17 protein-coding genes are annotated in these 22,071 nt (G+C 68.1%); 16 read left to right on the top strand and 1 reads right to left on the bottom strand.

All coding sequences use genetic code 11. The annotated features are described in order from the left end of the window. Positions 1-129: 129 nt before the first annotated feature. From IB256_RS06905 to IB256_RS06880, 6 genes are all read left to right on the top strand, one after another. Positions 130-1,131: an HlyD family efflux transporter periplasmic adaptor subunit gene (locus tag IB256_RS06905; protein ID WP_192401827.1), complete on the top strand. Its 1,002-nt coding sequence runs from the start codon at positions 130-132 to the stop codon at positions 1,129-1,131. Continuing rightward, the gene (locus IB256_RS06900) at positions 1,131-2,948 is read left to right on the top strand and encodes an ATP-binding cassette domain-containing protein (RefSeq protein WP_192401825.1); all 1,818 of its coding nucleotides are present in this window, start codon (positions 1,131-1,133) and stop codon (positions 2,946-2,948) included. The genes IB256_RS06905 and IB256_RS06900 overlap by 1 nt, the downstream gene beginning before the upstream one ends. Next, on the top strand, positions 2,945-4,087 hold the full coding sequence (locus tag IB256_RS06895; RefSeq protein WP_192401823.1) for an ABC transporter permease: 1,143 nt from the start codon (positions 2,945-2,947) through the stop codon (positions 4,085-4,087). Before IB256_RS06900 ends, IB256_RS06895 begins: the two co-directional genes overlap by 4 nt. A 5-nt stretch (positions 4,088-4,092) precedes the next feature. Further along, a complete protein-coding gene (locus IB256_RS06890; protein ID WP_192401821.1) occupies positions 4,093-5,196 on the top strand; it encodes an ABC transporter permease in 1,104 nt (367 codons plus the stop codon). 68 nt (positions 5,197-5,264) lie between these two features. Next, the gene (locus tag IB256_RS06885; RefSeq protein WP_192401819.1) at positions 5,265-5,573 is read left to right on the top strand and encodes a hypothetical protein; all 309 of its coding nucleotides are present in this window, start codon (positions 5,265-5,267) and stop codon (positions 5,571-5,573) included. 45 nt (positions 5,574-5,618) lie between these two features. After that, positions 5,619-7,112 (top strand): efflux transporter outer membrane subunit, encoded by a 1,494-nt coding sequence (locus IB256_RS06880; RefSeq protein WP_192401817.1) that lies wholly within the window; start codon positions 5,619-5,621, stop codon positions 7,110-7,112. Positions 7,113-7,114: 2 nt separating this feature from the next. Here the strand turns inward: IB256_RS06880 and IB256_RS06875 are convergent, their stop codons facing one another. Next, positions 7,115-7,735 carry a DUF4157 domain-containing protein gene (locus IB256_RS06875; protein ID WP_192295246.1) on the bottom strand — a complete coding sequence of 207 codons (621 nt, stop codon included), beginning with the start codon at positions 7,733-7,735 and terminating at the stop codon, positions 7,115-7,117. 271 nt (positions 7,736-8,006) lie between these two features. Between IB256_RS06875 and IB256_RS06870 the strand changes: the two genes are divergently transcribed. The 10 genes from IB256_RS06870 (at position 8,007) to lysA (ending at position 22,062) form a co-directional block, all read left to right on the top strand. Next, a complete protein-coding gene (locus IB256_RS06870; RefSeq protein ID WP_192295245.1) occupies positions 8,007-8,423 on the top strand; it encodes a YybH family protein in 417 nt (138 codons plus the stop codon). Continuing rightward, a complete protein-coding gene (locus IB256_RS06865) occupies positions 8,420-8,911 on the top strand; it encodes an AAA family ATPase (RefSeq protein WP_081516829.1) in 492 nt (163 codons plus the stop codon). Before IB256_RS06870 ends, IB256_RS06865 begins: the two co-directional genes overlap by 4 nt. A gap of 59 nt (positions 8,912-8,970) precedes the next feature. After that, positions 8,971-9,912, top strand: a complete 942-nt coding sequence (locus IB256_RS06860) for a class I SAM-dependent methyltransferase (protein ID WP_192401815.1) — start codon at positions 8,971-8,973, stop codon at positions 9,910-9,912. 229 nt (positions 9,913-10,141) lie between these two features. Then, positions 10,142-11,791, top strand: coding sequence for a VRR-NUC domain-containing protein (locus IB256_RS06855; protein ID WP_192401813.1), 1,650 nt, complete (start codon positions 10,142-10,144; stop codon positions 11,789-11,791). Next, positions 11,788-14,103: an ATP-dependent DNA helicase gene (locus IB256_RS06850; RefSeq protein ID WP_192401811.1), complete on the top strand. Its 2,316-nt coding sequence runs from the start codon at positions 11,788-11,790 to the stop codon at positions 14,101-14,103. The genes IB256_RS06855 and IB256_RS06850 overlap by 4 nt, the downstream gene beginning before the upstream one ends. Before the next feature lie 267 nt (positions 14,104-14,370). After that, on the top strand, positions 14,371-14,985 hold the full coding sequence (imuA, locus tag IB256_RS06845; protein WP_192295241.1) for a translesion DNA synthesis-associated protein ImuA: 615 nt from the start codon (positions 14,371-14,373) through the stop codon (positions 14,983-14,985). Positions 14,986-14,987: 2 nt separating this feature from the next. After that, a complete protein-coding gene (locus tag IB256_RS06840) occupies positions 14,988-16,397 on the top strand; it encodes a Y-family DNA polymerase (protein WP_192401809.1) in 1,410 nt (469 codons plus the stop codon). Beyond that, complete coding sequence (locus tag IB256_RS06835; protein WP_192401807.1) at positions 16,394-19,480, top strand: error-prone DNA polymerase; 3,087 nt, start codon at positions 16,394-16,396, stop codon at positions 19,478-19,480. Before IB256_RS06840 ends, IB256_RS06835 begins: the two co-directional genes overlap by 4 nt. Before the next feature lie 322 nt (positions 19,481-19,802). Beyond that, positions 19,803-20,738: a LysR family transcriptional regulator gene (locus tag IB256_RS06830; RefSeq protein ID WP_192401805.1), complete on the top strand. Its 936-nt coding sequence runs from the start codon at positions 19,803-19,805 to the stop codon at positions 20,736-20,738. A 79-nt stretch (positions 20,739-20,817) separates the two neighbouring features. Next, positions 20,818-22,062, top strand: a complete 1,245-nt coding sequence (gene lysA, locus IB256_RS06825) for a diaminopimelate decarboxylase (RefSeq protein ID WP_192295237.1) — start codon at positions 20,818-20,820, stop codon at positions 22,060-22,062. Positions 22,063-22,071: the final 9 nt, after the last annotated feature.

Below are 22,071 nucleotides of genomic sequence, written 5' to 3'. Positions count from 1 at the left end.
CGACGCCCGTCGCGGCACGGCAGCTGACGAAGGGCAGGCTCTGCGACGCGGGGTAGCGGCCCGCGTCAGGGTCCTGGGGCGAATAACTGTCTATCCTTCACCGGGCTGTCATGAATCAGGGATGGGCCGATGCCTAAGAAGCTGGTGCTGGTGGCGCTCGTTGCGCTGCTGCTGGGGGGCGGACTGTGGTGGTACCTGCAGTCCCGCGAAAGTGATGACAAACGCCTGGTGCTCTACGGCAACGTGGACATCCGTCAGGTGTCGCTGGCCTTCACCGGCAGCGAGCGCATCGCGAAGATGAATGTCGAGGAAGGCGACGTGGTCAAAGCCGGCGACGTGCTGGCGAGCCTGGACACCCGCGCCCTGCGCCTGCAGATCGACAAGGCCCGGGCACAGATTGCCGCCCAGGAGCAGAACCTGCTGCGCCTGAAGAACGGCTCGCGCCCCGAGGACATTGACCGGGCGAAAGCCCAGGACAAGGCCGCCCGCGCCCAGCTCGACCTCGCCAACACCCAGCTGCGCCGGCTGGAAAGTATCCGCGCCAACAGCCCCGGTGGTCGCGCCGTCAGCCAGCAGGACATCGACAGCGCCACCTCGCAGCAGAAGGTCGCCCAGGCCGAGCTGGAAGACCGGCAGAAGTCCCTGCGCCTGGCGCAGATCGGCCCGCGCGCGGAAGACATCGCCCAGGCCGAGGCGCAGCTTGCCGCCGCCCGCGCCGACGTGGCGCTGCTGCAGCACAACCTCGACGAAGCCGACCTCAAGGCGCCGCAGAATGCCACCGTGCGCTCGCGCCTGCTGGAACCCGGCGACATGGCCTCGCCGCAGCGCCCGGTGTACTCCCTGGCGCTGACCGATCCGAAATGGATTCGCGCCTACGTCAGCGAAACCAACCTGGGCCGCATCAAGCCCGGCATGAAAGCCCAGGTGTTCACCGACAGCCACCCGGACCAGGCCATCGACGGCCATATCGGCTTCATTTCCTCGGTGGCCGAGTTCACCCCGAAATCGGTGCAGACCGAGGAGCTGCGCACCAGCCTCGTCTACGAGGTGCGCGTGCTGGTAGCCGACCCGGACAACCGCCTGCGCCTGGGCATGCCGGCCACGGTGCGCTTCGCCGACGAGCCGCACTGATGGCCCTGGATCAGGGAGCACGCAACGACGGCCCGGTAATCCGCGCCGAGGGCCTGTCCAAGCAGTTCCTCGTGAAGGAGTCGGGAAAAACCGTGCAGGCGCTCAAGGACATCAGCCTGGACATCCCGCGCGGCCAGCTCACCGCGTTGGTCGGCCCGGACGGCGCCGGCAAGACCACCTTCCTGCGTCTGGTCGCCGGGTTGCTGCAGGCCGATGCCGGCACGCTCACGGTGCTGGACGTGGACGTCCACGCCCACCCGCAGCAGGTGCAGGACCGTATCAGCTACATGCCGCAGCGCTTCGGCCTCTACGAGGACCTGAGCGTGCAGGAGAACCTCGACCTCTACGCCGACCTCCACGGCGTGCCGCACAAGGAGCGCCAGGAGCGCTACCAGCGCCTGCTGGAGATGACCGACCTGGCACGTTTCACCGATCGCCCGGCGGGCAAGCTCTCCGGCGGCATGAAACAGAAGCTGGGCCTGGCCTGCACCCTGGTGCGCTCGCCGGACCTGCTGCTGCTCGACGAGCCCACCGTTGGCGTCGATCCGCTGTCGCGCCGCGAGCTGTGGGAGATCATCCAGCAGCTGATCGAGCAGGAGCAGCTCAGCGTGCTGGTCTCCACCTCCTACATGGACGAAGCCGAGCGCTGCGCTGAAGTCTTCCTGCTGCACCAGGGCCAACTGATGGCCAAGGGCGACCCGGCGTCGATCCGCGAACACGCCGACAACCTCTGTTTCATCGCCACCCCGCCCGCCGACGAGCCCGCGCGCACCCTGCAGGCGCGGCTGCTGGACGACCACCAGAACATCGTCGACGCGGTGCCGCAGTCCGGCGAGGTGCGCTTCATCCGCCAGCCGGACGCCGACCAGGGCAAGCTTGAGCAGATGCTCGACGGCGCACCGGTACGCCAGGTGGACGCGCGCCTGGAAGACGGCTTCATGTTCCTCCTGCGAGCCCGCAGCGATGCCGAAGCCGTCGACATGGAATCGCTCAAGGCCGGCACACGCCGTCACGACGACAGCAACGAAGCGGTGATCGAAGTGAAGGACCTGGTGCGCAAATTCGGCGACTTCACCGCGGTCGCCAGCACCAGCTTCAGCGTACGCCGGGGGGAAATCTTCGGCCTGCTCGGGCCCAACGGCGCCGGCAAGACCACCACCTTCCGCATGCTCTGCGGGCTGCTGCCGGCCACCAGCGGTACGCTGCAGGTCGCCGGGGTCAACCTGCGCCACGCGCGGGCCCAGGCGCGGCGCAAGGTCGGCTACGTGTCGCAGAAGTTCTCCCTCTACGGCAACCTCTCGGTCGCCGAGAACCTGCGCTTCTTCGGCGGCGCCTATGGCCTGGGCGGCAAGCGCCTGAGCCAGCGTATGGACGCGGTGTCCCGGCAGTTCGACCTCAGCGGCCAGGAGGACTCGCCCAGCGGCCAGCTGCCCGGCGGCTTCAAGCAGCGCCTGGCAATGGCGGTCGGCCTGCTCCACGAACCGGAAATCCTCTTTCTCGACGAACCCACCAGCGGCGCCGACCCCCTCGCCCGCCGGGGCTTCTGGCAGCGCATCACGGCGCTGGCGGCGTCGGGCACCACCATCATCATCACCACCCACTTCATGGAAGAAGCCGAGTACTGCGACCGCATCGTCATCCAGGATGCCGGCAAGCTGCTGGCCATGGGCACCCCGCAGGAAGTCCGCGAACAGGCCGGGGGCAAGGGCAGCACGCTGAACATGGAGCAGGCTTTTATCCAGATCGTTGAAAGCAATCGCCTTGAGAGCAATCGCGTCGAAAGCAACCGCCATCCAGCCAAGGGGGGCGCGGCATGAGCGCCGGCGGCTTCTGGCGGCGCCTCGCCTCGCTGACCCGCAAAGAGGTGCGGCAACTGGTGCGCGACCGCAGCAACCTGCTGATCGGCATCGGCCTGCCCATCGCGCTGATCCTGATCTTCGGCTACGGCCTGTCGCTGGACGTGAAGCGCGCCATCGTCGCCATCGTCCTCGACGACCCGTCCCCCGTGGCCCGCGACGTGGCCGCCGGGATCAGCCGCACCGAGTACCTGGAGCCTCACCTGGTGCGCTCCTTCGCCGAAGGCGAGGCGCTGATGAAGGCGCGCGAGGTGGACGCGCTGGTGCAGTTCCCTGCCGATTTCACCCGCCGCCTGAACGACGGCAACGCGCAGGTCCAGGTACTGGTGCAGGGCTCGGATGCCACCCGCGCCGCCAGCGTCTCCACCTACGTCAGCAGCGCCCTGGCCGGCTATGGCGAGAAGCAGGCCGACCGCAGCGCCGGCGGCACGGCCCAATCCACGGAGCAGCGCGGCGCGGTCACCATCGTCCAGCGCATGTGGTTCAACGCCGCCAACACCAGCACCTGGTACCTGGTGCCGGGGCTGATCGTGCTGATCATGACCCTGGTCGGCGCCTTCCTCACCGCTCTGGTGATGGCTCGCGAATGGGAGCGCGGCACGCTGGAGGCGCTGTTCGTCACGCCGGTGCGGCCGGTGGAAATCCTCCTGGCGAAGATCATCCCCTGCTTCGGCATCGGCATGATCGGCCTCGCCCTGTGCCTGCTCGCCGCGCGCTTCCTGTTCGACGTGCCGATCTACGGCTCCTTCGTCGTGCTGGTGATCGCCTCGATGCTCTACATGCTGGTAGCGCTGGGTATCGGCCTGCTGATCTCGGCGGTGACCAAGAACCAGTTCCTCGCCAGCCAGATCGCCCTGCTCGCCAGCTTCCTGCCGGCGATGATGCTGTCGGGCTTCATCTTCGACCTGCGCAACGTGCCCACCGCCATTCGGGTGATCGGCAACCTGCTGCCGGCGACCTACTTCATGGAGCTGGTGAAGTCCCTGTTCCTGGCCGGCGACTTCTGGCCGATGATCTTCAAGAACTGCGCCATCCTCGTCGCCTACGCCGTCGCCCTGCTGAGCCTGGCGCGGATGGTGACGCGCAAGCGGCTGGACTGAATCCCATGGAATTTCTCTGGCGCATCCTCAACCTGTGGCGCAAGGAACTGCTGGTGATCCTCAAGGACCCGGCCAACCGCATCGTGCTGGTGGCGCCGGTGCTGATGCAGAGCGTGCTGTTCGGCTACGCGGTGACCTTCGACCTCAACGATGCGCCCTACGCCATCCTCGACCTGAGCCACAGCGAATCCTCCACCCGCCTCGCCTCGCGCCTGGACGGCAGCGGTATCTTCCACCGGGTGGCGACGCTGACCCGCGTGGAGGAAATCCAGACGGTGATCGACGAGCAGAAGGCCCTGCTGGTGATCCATATCCCGTCGGACTTCCAGACCCGCCTGGCGCAGGGCGACCCGGCTCCGATCCAGGTCATCCTCGACGGGCGCAACTCCAACACCGCCGGCTCCGCCGCTGCCGGGCTGGCCGTGGTGGTCGGGCAGTTCAACCAGGAACAGGGCCTGGCCTCGGCGCCCATCAGCGTGGTCAGCCGCTCCTGGTACAACCCCAACCTGGAGACCCGCTGGCCGCTGATCCCGGCGCTGATCGCCACCCTGAGCATGATGCAGACGCTGATGCTCACCGCGCTCTCGGTAGCCCGCGAACGCGAACAGGGCACCTTCGACCAGTTGCTGGTGACGCCCTACACGCCGCTGGAGATCATGCTCGGCAAGGCCATTCCGCCTCTGCTGATCGGTATGCTGCAGGCCACATTGGTGCTGCTGATGGCGCTGTTCTGGTTCCGAATACCCATGGCCGGTTCGCTGCTCAACCTCTACGGAGGGCTGACGGTGTTCACCATCGCCTGCGTCGGGCTGGGCATGTCGATCAGCGCGGTGTCGCTGAACATGCAGCAGGCAATGCTCTACACCTTCGTGCTGATCATGCCGCTGACACTGCTCTCCGGCCTCGCCACGCCGGTGCGCAACATGCCCGAATTCCTGCAGGTGGTGACCTACGCCAACCCGCTGCGCTTCGGCATCGACCTGATCCAGCGGGTCTACCTCGAAGGCGCGACCCTGGCCGATGTCTGGCACAACCTGATTCCCATGCTGGTGGTGGCCGCCGTCACCCTGCCGCTCGCCTCGTGGCTGTTCCGCCACCGGCTTGCGTAGTCGATCACTGGAGATGGCCCCGCGATGCAATACCCTCACCCGGAACCCCACTTCAGAAGCCGCCGCCCATGAGCGAAACCAGCCAGTTCGTCATCTTCGCCGTCACCCAACTCGCCCTGCCGTTCGGGCTGGGCTACCTGTACTGCCGCCGCAAGGGCATCCCGACCGACACCTGGAGAGCCGGCGGCATCTACCTGACCGCCCTGTCGCTGGCGATGCTGTTCTTCATCGGCCTGCTTGGCCTGCCGACCCATGTGAAAAACGTCGGCATGGTCAGCAACCGCTCCATGGGCCTGACGCTGGGCGTCGTCGGCATTGCCGCAGGCCTGCTGCTGGGCTACGTCGCACGGCGTTTCGAGGGCTCGTCCGATGACTAGCGCCCAGCGAATCTGAAAAGGTGCAATTCTGAAAAGGTGCCATCGATGAACCGCACGTATCGCCTCGTCTCCTTCGCCCTGCTCGGCACCGGCCTCGCCGGCTGTGCCGTCGGCCCCGACTACGAAGCGCCGCGAAACCAGGCGCCGGCCAGCTGGCAGGCCGCGCACTCGGGCGATGCGCAGTTGCACCCCGCCCAGGGCGATGTCCACCTCAGCGAAGACTGGTGGACGCTGTTCAACGACCCGGTGCTGAACAACCTGCAACGCCGCGCCGACAAGGCCAGCCCCGACCTCAACAGCGCTGTCTTGCGATTCGCCCAGAGCCGCATGCAGCGGCAGATGGTGGCGGCGCAGCGTGGCGTGGACGTCAACGCCTCAGGCGGCGTGACCCGCCAGCGCATGAGCGAGAACGGCGCCAACGCGCTGATGATCCAGCGCATCGCCCCCGGCGCCAGCAGCGACGAGATCAGCAAGGTGCTGGCGCAGCCCTTCACCCTCTACCAGGCCGGTTTCGACGCCTCCTGGGAGCCCGACCTGTGGGGACGAGTGAGCCGCTCCATCGAAGCCGCCGATGCCAGCGTGGCGGCGCAGCTGGCTATGTTCGAGGAGACCCGACTGGGCGTCTCGGCCGAACTGGCCCGCGCCTACTTCGAGCTGCGCGGCGTGCAGCAGCAGATCGCCGTGGCCAATCAGGACATTGTCGCTACCGAGCAATCCCTGCAGCTGATCCAGGTGCGCGCCGACGGCGGCCTGGTGGACGACTTCGACGTCGAACGCCAGCGCGGCCAGCTCGCCGACCTGCGCTCCAGCCTGCCGCAGCTGCACGCCAGCGAGAGCGCGGCGATCAACCAGATCGGCGTGCTGATCGGCGCCGAGCCCGGCAGCCTGCGCGATGACCTGAAACCCGTTGCGCAGACCACTGCGCAAACGCCCGACCTGAGCCTCGGCCTGCCGTCGGAAGTGGCCCGCCGTCGCCCGGATATCCGCGCCGCCGAGGCCCAGCTGCACGCCGCCACCGCCAACATCGGCGTGGCCGTGGCAGACCTCTACCCGTCCATTCGTCTGGGCGCGAGCTTCGGCTACGAGTCCGCCGACGACGGCAAGTTCAGCGACTGGGGCAGCCGCACCTGGAGCGTCGGGCCGAGCCTGTCGCTGCCGATCTTCGACAACGGCCGGCGGCGCTCGCAGATCAACCTGCGCAAGCTGGAGCAGCAGGAAGCGGCGGTGTCCTACCAGCAGACCGTGCTCAAGGCCTGGCAGGAAGTGGACGACGCGCTGACCCACTACGGAGCCGAACGCCAGCGCAACCAGCGCCTGCAGGAAAAACTGCACAGCAGCGACGTCGCCTATGGCATGGCCAAGGCGCGCTATGCCGGCGGCATGACCGACTTCCTGGTGGAGCTGGACGCCCAGCGCGCGTTCCTGCAGTCGCGCCGCGACATGGTGGACAGCGATACCCAGCTGCGCCTGACGCTGATCGCCCTGTGCAAGGCGCTCGGCGGTGGCACGCCGGCGCCGGAGGCCAGCGCCAGCCGCTGAGGTCAGTTCTGCTGTGCGGTGACCTTGCCATCGCGCAGGTCCTTGGCGACCCGGCGCTGCATCTCGTAGGCCGGGGCCTCTACGGCGTCAAAGTCCTCGGAATAGCGAGTGGCGAAGCCCTGCACGCCCCACTCCTGGTACTGCTTCACGTGCCACAGCTCGTGGGCCCAGAGGGCGACGTCCTTCTGCGCGTCGTCCTCGCTGCGGAAGACGATCACGTCCACCAGGGTGACCGCCTCGGTATCAGGGTTCTGCATGATCGCCTGGGCAGCGTTCAGCTCGTCCAGCGCACCGGTGGAATAGCGCGCGGCCATCAGCACGTCGTCGGAGAAATACGGCTGCAACTGGGCGCGGATCTCCAGCGGGATCGGCTCGGTGCCGCCCTGCGCCGCCTGCTCGCGGGACTGCTGTAGCCACACGCCCAGCGCCTGGGCGGCCATCTTGCGGGTATCCGACAGCACCGGGCCGAGCACCGCGCCCAGGTCCGGCAGGCAGGTGCAGGTGTCCAGGCAGACCTGGCGCTGCCCCGGCGGGCAGGTCGCGGCAAGGGCATCGACGGACGCGGCCAACCCGGCGAGCAGCGCCAGAGCGTGCAGGAAGCGGGTTGCGAGGGGGGATGGCATGAAAAGACTCCGCTACAGCGTGGAGAAAGGCATGGTGCTCAGACCATGGCGCGGCGCGATCATGCCATGCCGCCAGCAAAAAAGAGCGCTGGCGCGACGTATGAAACTTCTGATAGCTTCTGAGCCATGAATGCCGCCAATCCCACCTTCCAGCAGATTATTACCACCATCGCTCCGATGGTGGGTTAGCGCATTCCGCGAACAACCAAACCCGCCTCCCGGCGGGTTTTTTAATGCCCGCCGTCCGAGGCTCCCGATCGAGGAGACACTGATGGACCAGGCACCTTCCCCTACTCTTTCTGCGGCACTGCATCCCCTGCAAGCGCTCATCCAGGCCGCCGACGAGGCCATCGGTCGCGAGGACTTCGACGCGCTGCTCGGGTTCTACACCGAAGACGCCCTGCTGGTGGTCAAGCCCGGCCTGCTGGCACGCGGCAAGGCGCAGATCCGCCAGGCCTTCGTCGCCATCGCCGAGCACTTCGGGCACAACCTGCGGGTACGCCAGGGCCGCCTGGACATCCTCGAAACCGGCGACACCGCCCTGGTGGTCGCGCAGACCCTCCTCGACACCAGCCACGGCAAGCTGAGCCGCCGCGCCACCTACGTGTTCCGCCGCGAAACCGACGGCGCCTGGCGTTGCGCGGTCGACAACTCCTACGGCACCGACCTGCTGGAGGCCACCACATGAATACACAGACAGGCACGCTGCACCTGCTGTGCGGCAAGGCGGCGTCGGGCAAATCCTGCCTCGCCCGCGAACTGGCCGAGGCACCGGGCACCGTGATGCTGGCCGAGGAGCAGTGGCTGGCCGAGCTATTCCCCTGGGGCATCAGCAACCCCGACGACTACCAGCTCTACGCCCGCCGCGTGCGCAAGGTCATGGGCCCGCACGTGGTCGGCCTGCTCCGCGCCGGCACCAGCGTGGTGCTGGACATCCCCGCCAACACCCTGGCCGACCGCCGCTGGCTGATCGACCTGGCGCAGCAGGCCGGTGCGGCGCACTGCCTGCATTTTCTCGACGTCGACCCGGCCACCTGCCGCAGCCGCCTGCTGGCGCGCCATGCCATCGCCCCACTGGCCGCGCCGCTGGACCCGGCCGGCTACGAGGCGCTCAACCGCTACTTCGTCGCCCCGCGCCCGGAGGAAAAACTGCAGGTGCAGCGCCACGGCGCCTGAGCGCGTAGAATCGCCGCCCCGAATTGCTCCCATCGCCTGAATTCAGAAAGACCGGATAGATGAACACCGAAGCCATCGCCACCCTTCGCGAGCAACTGCTCACCGCCCTGAACCCCGTCCCTGCGGAAACCCGCCGCCTGTTCCATGGCCGTGGCCGCCGCTGGCCGGGGCTGGAGCAGGTCACCGCCGACTGGCTGGAAGGCGTGCTGCTGGTGTCGCTGTTCCGCGAGCCGGGCGAAGACGAGCTGAGCGCGCTGCGGGCGATGCTGTTGGAACTGGCACAGGGCGACATCTGGCGCGCCACCGGCGCCCGCAGCCTGATGCTGCAGCACCGCTACACCCTGGAAAGCACCATGGAAGTGCTCCACGGCGAAGCCTTCGACGGCTGGCAGATCAGCGAACACGGCCTGCGCTACCAGCTGGACCTGGGCCGCAAGCAGAACAACGGCCTGTTCCTCGACATGCGCTACGGCCGCCAGTGGGTGCAGGCCAACTCCGCCGGGTTGCGCGTGCTCAATCTGTTCGCCTACACCTGCGGCTTCTCCGTGGCGGCGATGGCCGGCGGTGCGCAGAAGGTGGTCAACCTCGACATGGCCCGTGCCGCCCTCAGTCGTGGCCGCGACAACCACCGCCTGAACGGCCACGACCTGTCGAAGGTGAGCTTCCTCGACCATGACCTGTTCAAGTCCTGGGGCAAGGTGAAGAAATCCGGCCCGTACGACCTGATCATCATCGACCCGCCGAGCTTCCAGAAAGGCAGCTTCGTCCTCGACAAGGACTACGCCCGCGTCCTGCGCCGCCTGCCGGAACTGCTGGATGGCGCCGGCACCACCGTGCTGGCCTGCGTGAACGACCCAGGCATCGGCGTGGACTTCCTGCTCCGTGGCATGGCCGCCGAGGCGCCTCAGCTGCGCTTCATCGAACGCCTGGAAAACCCGCCGGAGTTTGCCGACATCGAGGAAGACAGCGGCCTCAAGGCGCTGGTGTTCCGCCTGGACTGATCCGGTGAAACAACGTGGGGCGTGAAGAGCTTCCGTAGGATGGCGTGGAGCGAAGCGATACCCATCGATCCTGCGCACCCCACCGCATGGGTATCGCAAGCTCCACCCATCCTACAAAAGCGTCCCTCGGCCGATGTCGGACATATCCCGATGAAAGGCCGTGCCAACCCTTGCGGCCAGGCCCCCATCACGCCATCCTTGCCACTGTATGTAAAACCAGTGCCAACCGATGTCCGTGCCGCTCGACCCCAGCCTCTACTACCTGACCAACTTCCACCGCGCCCTCGACTGGATCGACGAACGCTACGCCGACCTGCTTGACGCCGAGGAAGCCCGGTTCATCGCCGATTTCCGCGCGCTGCCGCTGCCGTCGCGGGCGCTGCTGGTGCGGCTGGTGATGCGCAAGGGGCCGCACTTTCGCGCCGGCAAGCTGAGCTACGCGGAGATCGGCGACATCCCCAGCGCCGCCGCGCCGCTGCTGGAACTGGGCTGGCTGGACGATGCCTACCCTCTCGCGCTGGAAGAGTTGCTGCCACTGCTGCTCAAGGACGAACTGCTCGCGCGCTTCCGCGCTGACCTGCCGCGCGGCGCGCTGAAGAAGGCCGAGCTCTACGAGCACCTGCAGGCCTACCACGAGCAGGTACAACCCTTCGCCGGCTGGTACCCGGAGCTCGACCACCTCTACACGCTGATGGCAACGCCGTTGTGCGATCGCCTGCGTCTGCTGTTCTTCGGCAACCTGCAGCAGGACTGGTCCGAATTCGTCCTTGCCGACCTCGGCATCTTCCGTTACGAAACCGTCCCTTTCACTGCCGACTCCCGAGCCTTCCGCCGCCGCGATGACCTTGAGGCCTACATCCACCTGTGGAACGGCGCGGTGCGCTTCGAAACCGGCGAACCCATCGCCGAGCTGCTGGCCGAACTGGGTGACTTCCACAGCGACAACAGCTATCTGCAAGCCCGCCACGACCGCCTGCTGTACCGCATGGCCTACCAGCTGGAGCGCGAAGGTGAGCTGGACGCCGCCCTGGCGCTTTACCAACGCACCGCCGCCGGGGGCTCGCGACAGCGGCAGATTCGCGTGCTGGAACGTCTGCAACGCTTCGAGGAAGCCCACGCGCTGGTGCAAACCGCCCTGGCCGTGCCGGAAAGCGACGGCGAGCTGCAGTTGGTCGAGCGTGCGCTGACCCGGCTGGTCCGCCAGCTCGGGCTGCCAAAGGAAAAAACCGCCAAGGCCGCGCCGCCGCTGCGCATCGACCTGGAGCTGCCGCGCCCGGACGTCAACGTCGAATTCGCCGTGCAGGCCGTGCTTCACGAGGACGAAGCGCCGGTGTACTACGTGGAGAACGCGCTGATCTGCAGCCTGTTCGGCCTGCTCTGCTGGGACGTGATCTTCGCCCCGCTGCCCGGCGCCTTCTTCCACCCCTTCCAGGTCGGGCCCAGCGATCTCAACCGCAGCGACTTCGTCAGCCGCCGCGCGGAAGCCTTCGCCACACGCCTGGCATTGCTGGATAGCGACGCCTATCTCGCAGCCGTCCGCGAAACCTATGTTGCCAAGTCCGGCATCCTCTCGCCCTTCGTACACTGGGAGCTGCTCGACGAAAACCTGCTGGAGCAGGCCCTGCACTGCCTGCCGGCGGCGCACCTGAAGCTGTGGTTCGAGCGCCTGCTGGCCGACCCGAAGGCCAACCGCGCCGGCATGCCCGACCTGATCCAGTTCTGGCCCGCCAAGGCGCGCTACCGGATGATCGAGGTGAAAGGCCCCGGTGACCGCCTGCAGGACAACCAGAAGCGCTGGCTGGCCTTCTGCGCCGAGCACGGCATGCCGGTGGAGGTCTGCTACGTGCGCTGGCAGGGCGAGGCGGGCGAGGTCGAATGAGCTACGCCATCGCCGTACGCGCGCTCTGCGAATTCACCGCCAAGGAAGGTGACCTCGACCTGCGCTTCACCCCCGCCCCCACCGCCCAGGAAGGCATGGCCGGCCACGCCACGGTGGTCTCTCGGCGTGGCCTGGGCTACATCGCCGAACTGCCGCTGCGCGGCGAATATCCGGGGCTGGTGGTCAGCGGCCGCGCCGACGGCTACGACCCGAACGAAAACCTGCTGGAAGAGATCAAGACCCACCGCGGCGACGTCACGCGCATCCCGCAGAACCACCGGCTGCTGCACTGGGCGCAGGTGAAGGTATATGGCTGGCTGCTGTGCCAGACCCTGGAGATCGACGCCATCGATCTCGCCGTCGTCTACTTCAACGTCGTCACCCAGAAGGAAACCGAGTTCCGCGAGCGCTTCGCCGCCGCCGAGCTGCGCGCCTTCTTCGAGCTGCAATGCCAGCGCTTCGTGCAATGGGCCGAGCAGGAAAGTGCCCACCGCGTCGAGCGCGACCAGGGGTTGGAGACGCTGCGCTTCCCCTACGCCGATTTCCGCCAGGGCCAGCGCATGCTTGCCGAGTCGGTGTACCGCGCCGCCCGCGACGGCCAGACGCTGATGGCGCAGGCAACCACCGGCATCGGCAAGACCCTCGGCACGCTGTTCCCGCAGCTCAAGGCCTTCCCCGGCCAGCAGCTGGACCGCCTGTTCTTCCTCACCGCCAAGACCCCCGGCCGGCGCCTGGCGCTGGACGCCCTGGCGACTCTGCGTCAGCAGGAGGCCGCCCAGCCGCTGCGAGTGCTCGAACACGTCGCCCGCGACAAGGCCTGCGAGCACCCGGACAAGGCCTGCCACGGCGAATCCTGCCCGCTGGCCAAGGGGTTCTACGACCGCCTGCCCGCCGCCCGTGAGGCCGCGCTCAAGCAGTGCTGGCTGACCCAGGAGGCGGTGCGCAAGGTGGCACTGGAGCACCAGGTCTGCCCGTACTACCTGAGCCAGGAGCTGTGCCGCTGGTCCGACGTGGTGGTGGGCGACTACAACTACTACTTCGACATGACCGCCCTGCTCTACGGCCTCACCGTGCTCAACGACTGGAAGGTCACCCTGCTGGTGGACGAGGCGCACAACCTCATCGAACGCGGGCGAGGCATGTACAGCGCCGAGCTGGATCAGGGCGAGTTCAACGCCCTGCGCAAGGTCGCCCCGGCCAAGCTGAAAAGTGCGCTGGAGCGCGTCGGCCGGCACTGGAACCAGCTGCACCAGGACCAGGACGTCGATTACCAGATCTACCCGACCATCCCCGACCTGTTCATCGCCGCGTTGCAGAAGGCCGTCAGCGCCATCACGGACCACCTCACCGACCAGCCCACCGGCAACGAGGCCGAGCTGTTGAGCTTCTATCTCAACGCCATGCTGTTCTGCCGGCTGGCCGAGGCCTACGGACCGCACTCGCTGTTCGACATCACCCGCCACGACGTCAGCGCGCGCCGCGCACTCTCGACCCTGTGCCTGCGCAACGTGGTGCCGGCGCCCTTCCTCGCCGAGCGCTTCAAGGTGGCCCACAGCACCACGCTGTTCTCCGCCACCCTGACCCCGGCCCACTACTACGCCGACCTGCTCGGCCTGCCCGAAGACACCGGCTGGCGCGAAGTGGAGTCACCCTTCCACGCCGAACAGCTGGAAGTCCACGCGCTGAGCAACCTGTCCACCCGCTACCAGCACCGCGAGGCCAGCCTCACGCCGATCAGCACCCTGATGGCGCGGCAGTTCCGTGCCCGTCCCGGCAATTACCTGGCCTTCTTCAGCAGCTACGCCTACCTGCAACAGGCGCTGGACCGCTTCACCGCCGAGCACCCGGACATCCCGCACTGGGCACAGTCGCGCAGCATGAACGAACTGGAGCGCCAGGCCTTCCTCGACCGCTTCACCACTGGCTCGCGCGGCATCGGTTTCGCCGTGCTCGGCGGCGCTTTCGGCGAAGGTATCGACCTGCCGGGCGAGCGCCTGATCGGCGCCTTCATCGCCACGCTGGGGCTGCCGCAGGTCAACGAGGTCAACGAAGAGATCAAGCAGCGCATGCAGGGGATGTTCGGCGACGGCTACGACTACACCTACCTGTTCCCCGGCTTGCAGAAGGTCGTCCAGGCGGCGGGCCGGGTAATCCGCACGCCGACGGATTCGGGGGTGATCTACCTGCTCGACGACCGCTTCAACCAGCCAGCGGTGCGGCGGTTGCTGCCGGGGTGGTGGAAGCCGGAGCGGCTGAAGTTCATCGCCGATCCGCCGCGATTCAAGGCGCCGCAGGGGTATCTGCTGCTGTAAGCCGTTGGGTGGTGCTCCTCCCTTCCTACGTCCGTGCTCCGCCGTGATGCAGGTGCGAGCGGAAACTCTGGTCGCGGTCAGGGCCCGCTCCTACAGTGAGTCCCAACGTCCGTCAGTCCAACCGCCATTGACGGCGCCTTCCCACCGGATAAACTGTATATACATACAGTATTATCCGAGTCATCCCATGCCCCTTCACCTCATCTCCCTCCCCCGGTCCTGCCGCCGGGCGCATGACCGTCGCCGTTCGCCGGCTGGGAGGCCGTGATGGGTAGCGTCGTCGCACTCGACACCCTGTTCCACCAGCGGCAGGTCTGGAAGGGCCAACCGCAAGGCCTGCCGCCCAGCCAGCAGCCCACCGGCCATGCGGAGCTGGACGCCGCCCTGCCCAGCGGTGGCTGGCCGGAAGCGGCGCTCAGCGAAATCCTCCTGGCTGCCGAAGGCACTGGCGAACTGCAACTGGTCTGGCCGACGCTCGCGCGACTCAGTGCAGCAGGCGAGCGCATCGTGCTGGTCGCACCACCCCACATCCCCTACCCGGCCGCCTGGCAGGCCGCCGGCGTCGCGCTGGAGCAGCTCGCCATCATCCAGGCGAGCGGTCGCGATGCGCTCTGGGCCGCCGAACAGTGCCTGCGCTCGGGAAGCTGTGGTGCTGTGCTGTGCTGGCCGCAGCAGGCCGATGACCGTGCCCTGCGCCGCCTGCAGGTGGCCGCCGAAACCGGGCAGACCCTGGCCATCGCCTACCGCCCGCAGCGCGAAGCGGTCAATCCGTCGCCCGCCGCGTTGCGCCTGGCGCTGGACGCCAATCCGACGCAGCTGCGCGTGCTCAAGTGCCGGGGTGGCCTGGCGCCGGCGCGGCCCATCCCGCTGCCCTGGCACTGACCATGCTCTGGGCCTGCATTCTCCTGCCTCAGCTGGCAATGGACGGCGTGCTGCGCGGCCGTCCCGAGCCGGACGCCGCCCTGGCGCTGCTCGCCGGGCCGACCCAGCGCCGCGTGCTGCAGGCGGTGAATCCAGCCGCGCTGGCGCTGGGGCTCAAGCCCGGCCAATCGCTCACCGCCGCCCAGGCCTTGAGCCGCGACTTCGCCACCGCCGAGTACGACCTGGGCGAGGTGCAGCGCTGGCAGAACCTGCTGGCCGCCTGGGCCTATGGCTTCAGCTCGCAGGTCAGCCAGCACTACCCGCGCGCACTGCTGCTGGAGGTGCAGTCCAGCCTGCAATTGTTCGGCCCCTGGCCGCGCTTCGAGGCACGCCTACGCGAGGAGTTGAACGGGCTGGGCTTCCGCCACCGCATCACCGCCGCGCCCAACCCGGCCGCTGCGCGCATCCTCGCCAACGGCCACGACGGCCTGGCGATCCACGACAACCAGCAGCTGCGCCAGTACCTGGGCAGGATGCCGCTGGAGCGCCTGGGCCTGGGGCGCGACGCCGCCACCTCGCTGGGGCGCATGGGCCTGCGCAGCCTGCAGCAACTGCTCGCCCTGCCGCGCGAAAGCCTGGCCCGGCGCTTCCCGCCACAGCTGCTGCGACAGGTCGACACCCTGCTCGGCCAGCGCCCGCTGGCCCTGGAGTTCTACCGGCCGCCGGACTGTTTTGAATCGCGTATCGAGCTGAACTTCGACGTGGAGTCCACCCAGGCGCTGCTGTTCCCGCTGCGCCGCCTGACCGCCGATCTCGCCGCCTTCCTCGCCGGACGCGACAGCGGCGTGCAGCGTTTCGTCCTCCATCTGGAGCACCACGAAGGCAGCGACACGCTGATGCCGGTCGGCCTGCTCAGCGCCGAACGCGAGGCGACGATGCTCTTCGAGCTGACCCGTGGCCGCCTGGAGCAACTGCAACTGCGCGCCCCGGTGCACAGCGTGCGGCTGCTGGCCGACGACCTGCCGGCCTTCGTGCCGCAGCACCGCGAGCTGTTCGACGACCGCCCGCAACAATCGCTGCCCTGGGAACAGCTGCGCGAACGCCTGCGCGCACGCCTGGGCGACGACTCTGTGCATAGCCTCGGTGGCCGCGCCGACCATCGCCCGGAGCGCGCCTGGCATGGCAGCCCGACGCCGCTGCAAGCCATCATCGAGGCCCCGCGCCCCGGCTGGCTCCTGGCCGAGCCCCAGCCGCTGCGCGAGTCCGCCCCGGCCCTGCTGGCCGGCCCCGAGCGCATCGAATCCGGCTGGTGGGACGGCGAGGACATCCGCCGCGACTACTACCAGGTGCGCACCCGCAGCGGTCAGCACGCCTGGGTGTTCCGCCCGGTGGGCGACGACGGCCCGCTGCTGCTGCACGGCTGGTTCGCATGAGTGCGGAAAGTGAAAGCATCGGCTACGCCGAGCTGCACTGCCTGTCCAACTTCAGCTTCCAGCGCGGCGCCTCCAGCGCCGCCGAGCTCTTCGAGCGGGCGAAGAAGCTCGGCTACCGGGCACTGGCGATCACCGACGAATGCAGCCTGGCCGGCATCGTCCGCGCCTGGCAGGCGGCGAAGAAACACGAGATCGCGCTGATCACCGGCAGCGAACTGAGCATCGAGCAAGGCCCGAAGCTGGTGCTGCTGGCGGAGAACCTGGCCGGCTACGAGAACCTCTGCCGCCTGCTCACCCACGCCCGCCGCCGCGCCGAGAAAGGCAGTTACCGCCTGGTACGCACGGACTTCGACGGCAACCTCGACCACCTGCTGGCGATCTGGCTGCCGCGAGACGAGCAGGACGACGACGGCCGCTGGCTGCGCGGGCTTTTCCCCGAGCGCCTGTGGCTGGGCGTCGAGCTGCACAAGGGCCCGGACGACGCCGGCAAGCTGCGGCGCCTGCAGGAACAGGCCGCACGCCTGGAGATTCCCGCCGTGGCCTGCGGTGACGTGCACATGCACGCCCGTGGCCGCCGCGCCCTGCAGGACTGCATGACCGCCATCCGCCAGCACCTGCCGGTGCACGAGGCCGGCCAGCACCTCTATCCCAATGGCGAACGCCATCTGCGGCCGAGGGAGACGCTGGCGTCGATCTACCCGGCCGAACTGCTGGCGGAGACATTGAAGATCGCCGGGCGCTGCACCTTCGACTTGAGCGATCTGAAGTACCAGTACCCGCGCGAACTGGTACCCGAAGGCCATACGCCCACCTCCTGGCTGCGCGAGAAGACCGAGGAAGGCATCCGGCGCCGCTGGCCGGACGGCGAGACCGAGAAGGCGCGCGCGCAGGTGGAATACGAGCTGGAGCTGATCGCCGAGCTGGGCTACGACAGCTACTTCCTCACCGTCCACGACATAGTCGCCTTCGCCCGTCGCCAGAGCATCCTCTGCCAGGGGCGCGGCTCGGCGGCCAATTCGGTGGTCTGCTTCGCCCTCGGTATCACCGAGCTGGACCCGTCCAAGGCCAGGCTGCTGTTCGAACGCTTCATCTCCCGCGAGCGCAACGAGCCGCCAGACATCGACGTCGACTTCGAACACGACCGCCGCGAGGAAGTCATCCAGTACGTGTTCCAGCGCTACGGCCGCAGCCGTGCCGCGCTCACCGCCGTGGCCAGTACCTACCGCGGCGCCGGCGCGGTGCGCGACGTGGCCAAGGCGCTGGGCCTGCCACCGGACCAGGTCGGCGCGCTGGCCGACTGCTGTGGCGCCTGGAGCCGCGAGGCGCCGCCGCCCGAGCGCCTGCTGGAGGCTGGCTTCGACCCGGAAAGCCCGATCCTGCGCCGCGTGCTGGCCCTGACCGGGCAACTGGTCGGCTTCCCCCGGCACCTGTCGCAGCACCCCGGCGGCTTCGTCATTTCCCAGCAGCCACTGGAAACCCTGGTGCCGGTGGAGAATGCGGCGATGCCCGAGCGCACCCTGATCCAGTGGGACAAGGACGACCTCGACGCCGTCGGCCTGCTCAAGGTCGACGTCCTCGCCCTCGGCATGCTCAGCGCCCTGCGCCGCTGCTTCAACCTGGTCGCCGGCTATCGTGGCCAGCAGTGGACCCTGGCGACGCTGCCGCAGGAGTGCGCGAAGACCTACGAAATGATCAGCCGCGCTGACACCGTGGGCGTGTTCCAGATCGAGTCCCGCGCGCAGATGGCCATGCTGCCGCGGCTGCGGCCCGAAACCTTCTACGACCTGGTGATCGAAGTGGCCATCGTCCGTCCCGGCCCGATCCAGGGCGACATGGTCCATCCCTACCTGCGCCGGCGGAACAAGGAGGAAAAGGTCGAGTACCCGCACGAAGAGCTGATCCCGATCTTCGAACGCACCCTGGGCGTGCCGCTGTTCCAGGAACAGGTGATGGAGCTGGCGGTGGTTGCTGCCGAATACACGCCCGGAGAAGCCGACCAACTGCGTCGTTCCATGGCTGCCTGGAAACGCCATGGCGGGCTGGAGCCGCACCGCCAGAGATTGTCCGAACGCATGGGCGCGAAGGGCTACAAGCAGGAATACATCGACCGCATCTTCGAGCAGATCAAGGGCTTCGGCAGCTACGGCTTCCCCGAATCCCACGCCGCCAGCTTCGCCCTGCTCACCTACGCCAGCTGCTGGTTGAAATGCCACGAGCCGGCGGCCTTCACCTGCGCGCTGATCAACAGCTGGCCCATGGGTTTCTACAGCCCCGACCAGTTGCTGCAGGACGCCCGCCGCCACGGCCTGGAGATTCGCCCGGTGGACGTGCGCCACAGCCACTGGGACTGCATCCTGGAACCTATCGCCGAACGCCAGCCGGCGATCCGCCTCGGCCTGCGCATGGTGCGCGGGCTGCGTGAGGACGTCGCCAACGCCGTGGCCCGGGCGCGCGAGCAACGCCCCTTCGCCGATGTCGCCGACCTCTGCCTGCGTGCCCATCTCGACGGCCGCGCCCGTGAACAGCTGGCCGACGCCGGCGCCCTGCGCGGCCTCGCCGGCCACCGGCACAAGGCGCGCTGGGCGATCGCCGGGGTCGAGCCGCAGCTGCCGCTGTTCGCCGGCCAGGCTACCGAGGAAGCGCCGGTCAGCCTGCCGTTGCCCAGCCGCGGCGAAGACCTGCTCACCGACTACGCGACCCTTGGCACCACCCTCGGCCCGCACCCCATGACCCTGCTGCGCGGTGCCCTCAAGGCCCGTCGCTGCCGCAGTTCAAGGGAACTGGCCAGCCTGGAAGCCGACCGCCCGGTGCGCGTCGCCGGCCTGGTCGTCGGCCGCCAGCGCCCCGGCACGGCCAGCGGCGTCACCTTCGTCACCCTGGAAGACGAGTTCGGCATGATCAACGTGATCGTCTGGCGCGACCTCGCCGAACAGCAGCGCCGCCCCTTCCTCAGTGCCCGCCTGATGCAGGTGGACGGCACCCTGGAAGCCAAGGACGGCGTGCGCCATGTGATCGCCGGGAGGCTGACGGACCTGAGTGAGCTACTGGAGGGGCTGGATGTGCGGAGTCGGGATTTCCATTGAGCCAGCACAGGAGTTCAGCCTACGAAGAGCGCTCAGCAACGTAGGGCGCATAACCCGGAACGGGTTATGCGCCAGTGCCGGCGGATAACGCCTCAGGCGTTATTCGCCCTACATGACTCCATCCTGATGCTTATGTGCTGGGCCTGTCGCAGGCATGGCCAGCTCCTGCAAGTCGACCGCGCACAACCCCTGTAGGACCGGGGGCGCCTAGTCCATACCCGCGAAAAGCGGACAAAGTCCGCACTGACATGCCACGCCAGCCCCACTGGTGCCCTACCCCGAACAACGCCACAATGACCCGCACTCCAGCATCGGACCCAGCATGATCACCCTCCGCCACATCGAAGTCTTCCGCGCGGTCATGACCACCGGCAGCGTCACCCGCGCGGCGGCGTTCCTGCATACCAGCCAGCCCACCGTCAGCCGCGAGTTGGCGAGACTGGAGCAACTGGTCGGCTTCGAGCTGTTCCTGCGCGAGCGTGGGCGGCTTGCGCCGACGGCGCGGGCGCTGATGCTGTTCGAGGAGGTGGAGCGTTCCTTCACCGGGCTGGACCGCATCGTCGCCTTCGCCGGTAGCCTGGGGCAATTCGCCGAGGGCAAGTTCTCCATCGGCTGCCTGCCGGCGCTGTCACAGGCGCTGCTGCCGGAAGCCTGCAAGCGCTTCAGCCGGGAAAACCCGGCCATCAGCCTGGAAGTGGCGGCGCTGGAGTCGCCGCACCTGGAAGAGGCGCTCAGCGCCCAGCACCACGACATCGGCCTGATCGAGAACGACGACACCCCGCGCGGCACCGAGCTGCAACCGCTACTGGCAGTGGACGAGGTGTGCATCCTCCCGGACGGGCATCCGCTGCTGACCCGCGAGCGCCTGGAGGCGGAGGATTTCGCCGGCCAGCCCTTCGTCAGCCTGGCCACCAGCGACCGCTACCGGCACCTGATCGACGCCGTGTTCCTCGGCGCCGGCGTGCAGCGGCAGATGCAGGTGGAAACCCACAGCGCCGTCTCGGTGTGCAGCATGGTCCGCGCCGGCCTGGGCCTGGCCGTGGTCAACCCGATCACCGCGCTGATGTTCCGGGACCAGGGCATCCAGCTGCGCCCGCTGGCCTTCTCGCTGCCGTTCCAGGTCAGCGTGGCGAAACCGCTGTACCGCCCCGCTACGCCGCTGCGCGAGCGCTTCGTGGCGGCACTTCAGGCAGAGGCTGGCGTGCTGGTACAGCGCCTGCGCGAAGCCGGCGTGGGCTGCACCCTATATCAAAATTGAATTGATCCGATAACAAGCGGCATTATTCAGCCATGCAAAGGGCCGGTAGACTAGCGCCATCTACCTTCGGAGCCCATTCATGACTTTCCTCGCCCTGCCCCGTGCCGAACAGCTCGCCCTGCAATTCGGCACCCCGCTGTGGATCTACGACGCAGCCACCATCCGCGGCCAGATCGAGCGCCTGAAGAGCTTCGACATCATACGCTTCGCCCAGAAGGCCTGCTCCAACCTGCACATCCTGCGCCTGATGCGCGAACAGGGGGTGAAGGTCGATGCGGTATCCCAGGGCGAACTTCTGCGCGCCCTGGCCGCTGGCTACTCGTGCCGCGAGGATGAGTCCGAGATCGTCTTCACCGCCGACCTGCTGGACCGCACCACCCTGGAAACCGTGGTCGAGCACGGCATCCCCGTGAACGCCGGCTCCATCGACATGCTCCGCCAGCTGGGCGAAGTCGCCCCCGGTCATCCGGTGTGGCTGCGCATCAACCCCGGCTTCGGCCACGGCCACAGCAACAAGACCAACACTGGCGGCGAACACTCCAAGCACGGCATCTGGCACAGCGACCTGCGCGCCGCCCTGGACGTGATCGGCGAGCGCGGCCTGCGCCTGGTCGGCCTGCACATGCACATCGGTTCGGGCGTCGACTACGGCCACCTGGCTCAGGTCGGCGAAGCCATGCTCGGTCTGGTTCAGCAGGTGAAGGACGCCGGCCACGACCTGTCCGGCATCTCCGCCGGCGGCGGCCTGTCCATCCCCTACCGCGCCGGCGATCCTGAAGTGGACACCGCGCACTACTTCCAGCTGTGGGACAAGGCGCGCAAGGCCGCCGAAGCCGTGGTCGGCCACCCGCTGCACCTGGAGATCGAACCGGGCCGCTACCTGGTCGCCCAGTCCGGCTGCCTGCTCAGCGAAGTGCGCGCCACCAAGGACGCCGGCCGCAACCACTTCGTGCTGGTGGACGCCGGCTTCAACGAGCTGATGCGCCCGTCCATGTATGGCAGCTACCACGGCATCCGCGTACTGGCCGGCGACGTCGCCAGCCGCGAGGTAATCGACACCGTGGTGGCCGGCCCGCTGTGCGAGTCCGGCGACGTGTTCACCCAGGGCGACGGTGGCGTGGTCATCCCCCGGGCCCTGCCGCGTGCCCAGGTCGGCGACCTGCTGCTGATCGAGGACACCGGCGCCTATGGCGCATCCATGTCGTCCAACTACAACAGCCGCCCGCTGATCGCCGAGGTGCTGCTCGAAGGCGCCGAGGCGAAGCTGATCCGCCGCCGCCAGCGCGTGGAAGAGCTGCTGGCCCTGGAAGAAGACCTGGGCTGATTCCCGCCG

Source organism: Pseudomonas sp. PDM17 (assembly GCF_014851985.1).
Classification (GTDB): domain Bacteria; phylum Pseudomonadota; class Gammaproteobacteria; order Pseudomonadales; family Pseudomonadaceae; genus Pseudomonas.
This window is presented reverse-complemented; position numbering and strand designations above follow the sequence as displayed.

What these genes read in the sequence shown, in the direction of transcription:
- IB256_RS06905 (WP_192401827.1), top strand. Translation starts at nt 130, where the DNA reads ATGCCTAAGAAGCTGGTGCTGGTGGCGCTCGTTGCGCTGCTGCTGGGG.
- IB256_RS06900 (WP_192401825.1), top strand. Translation starts at nt 1,131, where the DNA reads ATGGCCCTGGATCAGGGAGCACGCAACGACGGCCCGGTAATCCGCGCC.
- IB256_RS06895 (WP_192401823.1), top strand. Translation starts at nt 2,945, where the DNA reads ATGAGCGCCGGCGGCTTCTGGCGGCGCCTCGCCTCGCTGACCCGCAAA.
- IB256_RS06890 (WP_192401821.1), top strand. Translation starts at nt 4,093, where the DNA reads ATGGAATTTCTCTGGCGCATCCTCAACCTGTGGCGCAAGGAACTGCTG.
- IB256_RS06885 (WP_192401819.1), top strand. Translation starts at nt 5,265, where the DNA reads ATGAGCGAAACCAGCCAGTTCGTCATCTTCGCCGTCACCCAACTCGCC.
- IB256_RS06880 (WP_192401817.1), top strand. Translation starts at nt 5,619, where the DNA reads ATGAACCGCACGTATCGCCTCGTCTCCTTCGCCCTGCTCGGCACCGGC.
- IB256_RS06875 (WP_192295246.1), bottom strand. Translation starts at nt 7,735, where the DNA reads ATGCCATCCCCCCTCGCAACCCGCTTCCTGCACGCTCTGGCGCTGCTC.
- IB256_RS06870 (WP_192295245.1), top strand. Translation starts at nt 8,007, where the DNA reads ATGGACCAGGCACCTTCCCCTACTCTTTCTGCGGCACTGCATCCCCTG.
- IB256_RS06865 (WP_081516829.1), top strand. Translation starts at nt 8,420, where the DNA reads ATGAATACACAGACAGGCACGCTGCACCTGCTGTGCGGCAAGGCGGCG.
- IB256_RS06860 (WP_192401815.1), top strand. Translation starts at nt 8,971, where the DNA reads ATGAACACCGAAGCCATCGCCACCCTTCGCGAGCAACTGCTCACCGCC.
- IB256_RS06855 (WP_192401813.1), top strand. Translation starts at nt 10,142, where the DNA reads ATGTCCGTGCCGCTCGACCCCAGCCTCTACTACCTGACCAACTTCCAC.
- IB256_RS06850 (WP_192401811.1), top strand. Translation starts at nt 11,788, where the DNA reads ATGAGCTACGCCATCGCCGTACGCGCGCTCTGCGAATTCACCGCCAAG.
- imuA (WP_192295241.1), top strand. Translation starts at nt 14,371, where the DNA reads ATGGGTAGCGTCGTCGCACTCGACACCCTGTTCCACCAGCGGCAGGTC.
- IB256_RS06840 (WP_192401809.1), top strand. Translation starts at nt 14,988, where the DNA reads ATGCTCTGGGCCTGCATTCTCCTGCCTCAGCTGGCAATGGACGGCGTG.
- IB256_RS06835 (WP_192401807.1), top strand. Translation starts at nt 16,394, where the DNA reads ATGAGTGCGGAAAGTGAAAGCATCGGCTACGCCGAGCTGCACTGCCTG.
- IB256_RS06830 (WP_192401805.1), top strand. Translation starts at nt 19,803, where the DNA reads ATGATCACCCTCCGCCACATCGAAGTCTTCCGCGCGGTCATGACCACC.
- lysA (WP_192295237.1), top strand. Translation starts at nt 20,818, where the DNA reads ATGACTTTCCTCGCCCTGCCCCGTGCCGAACAGCTCGCCCTGCAATTC.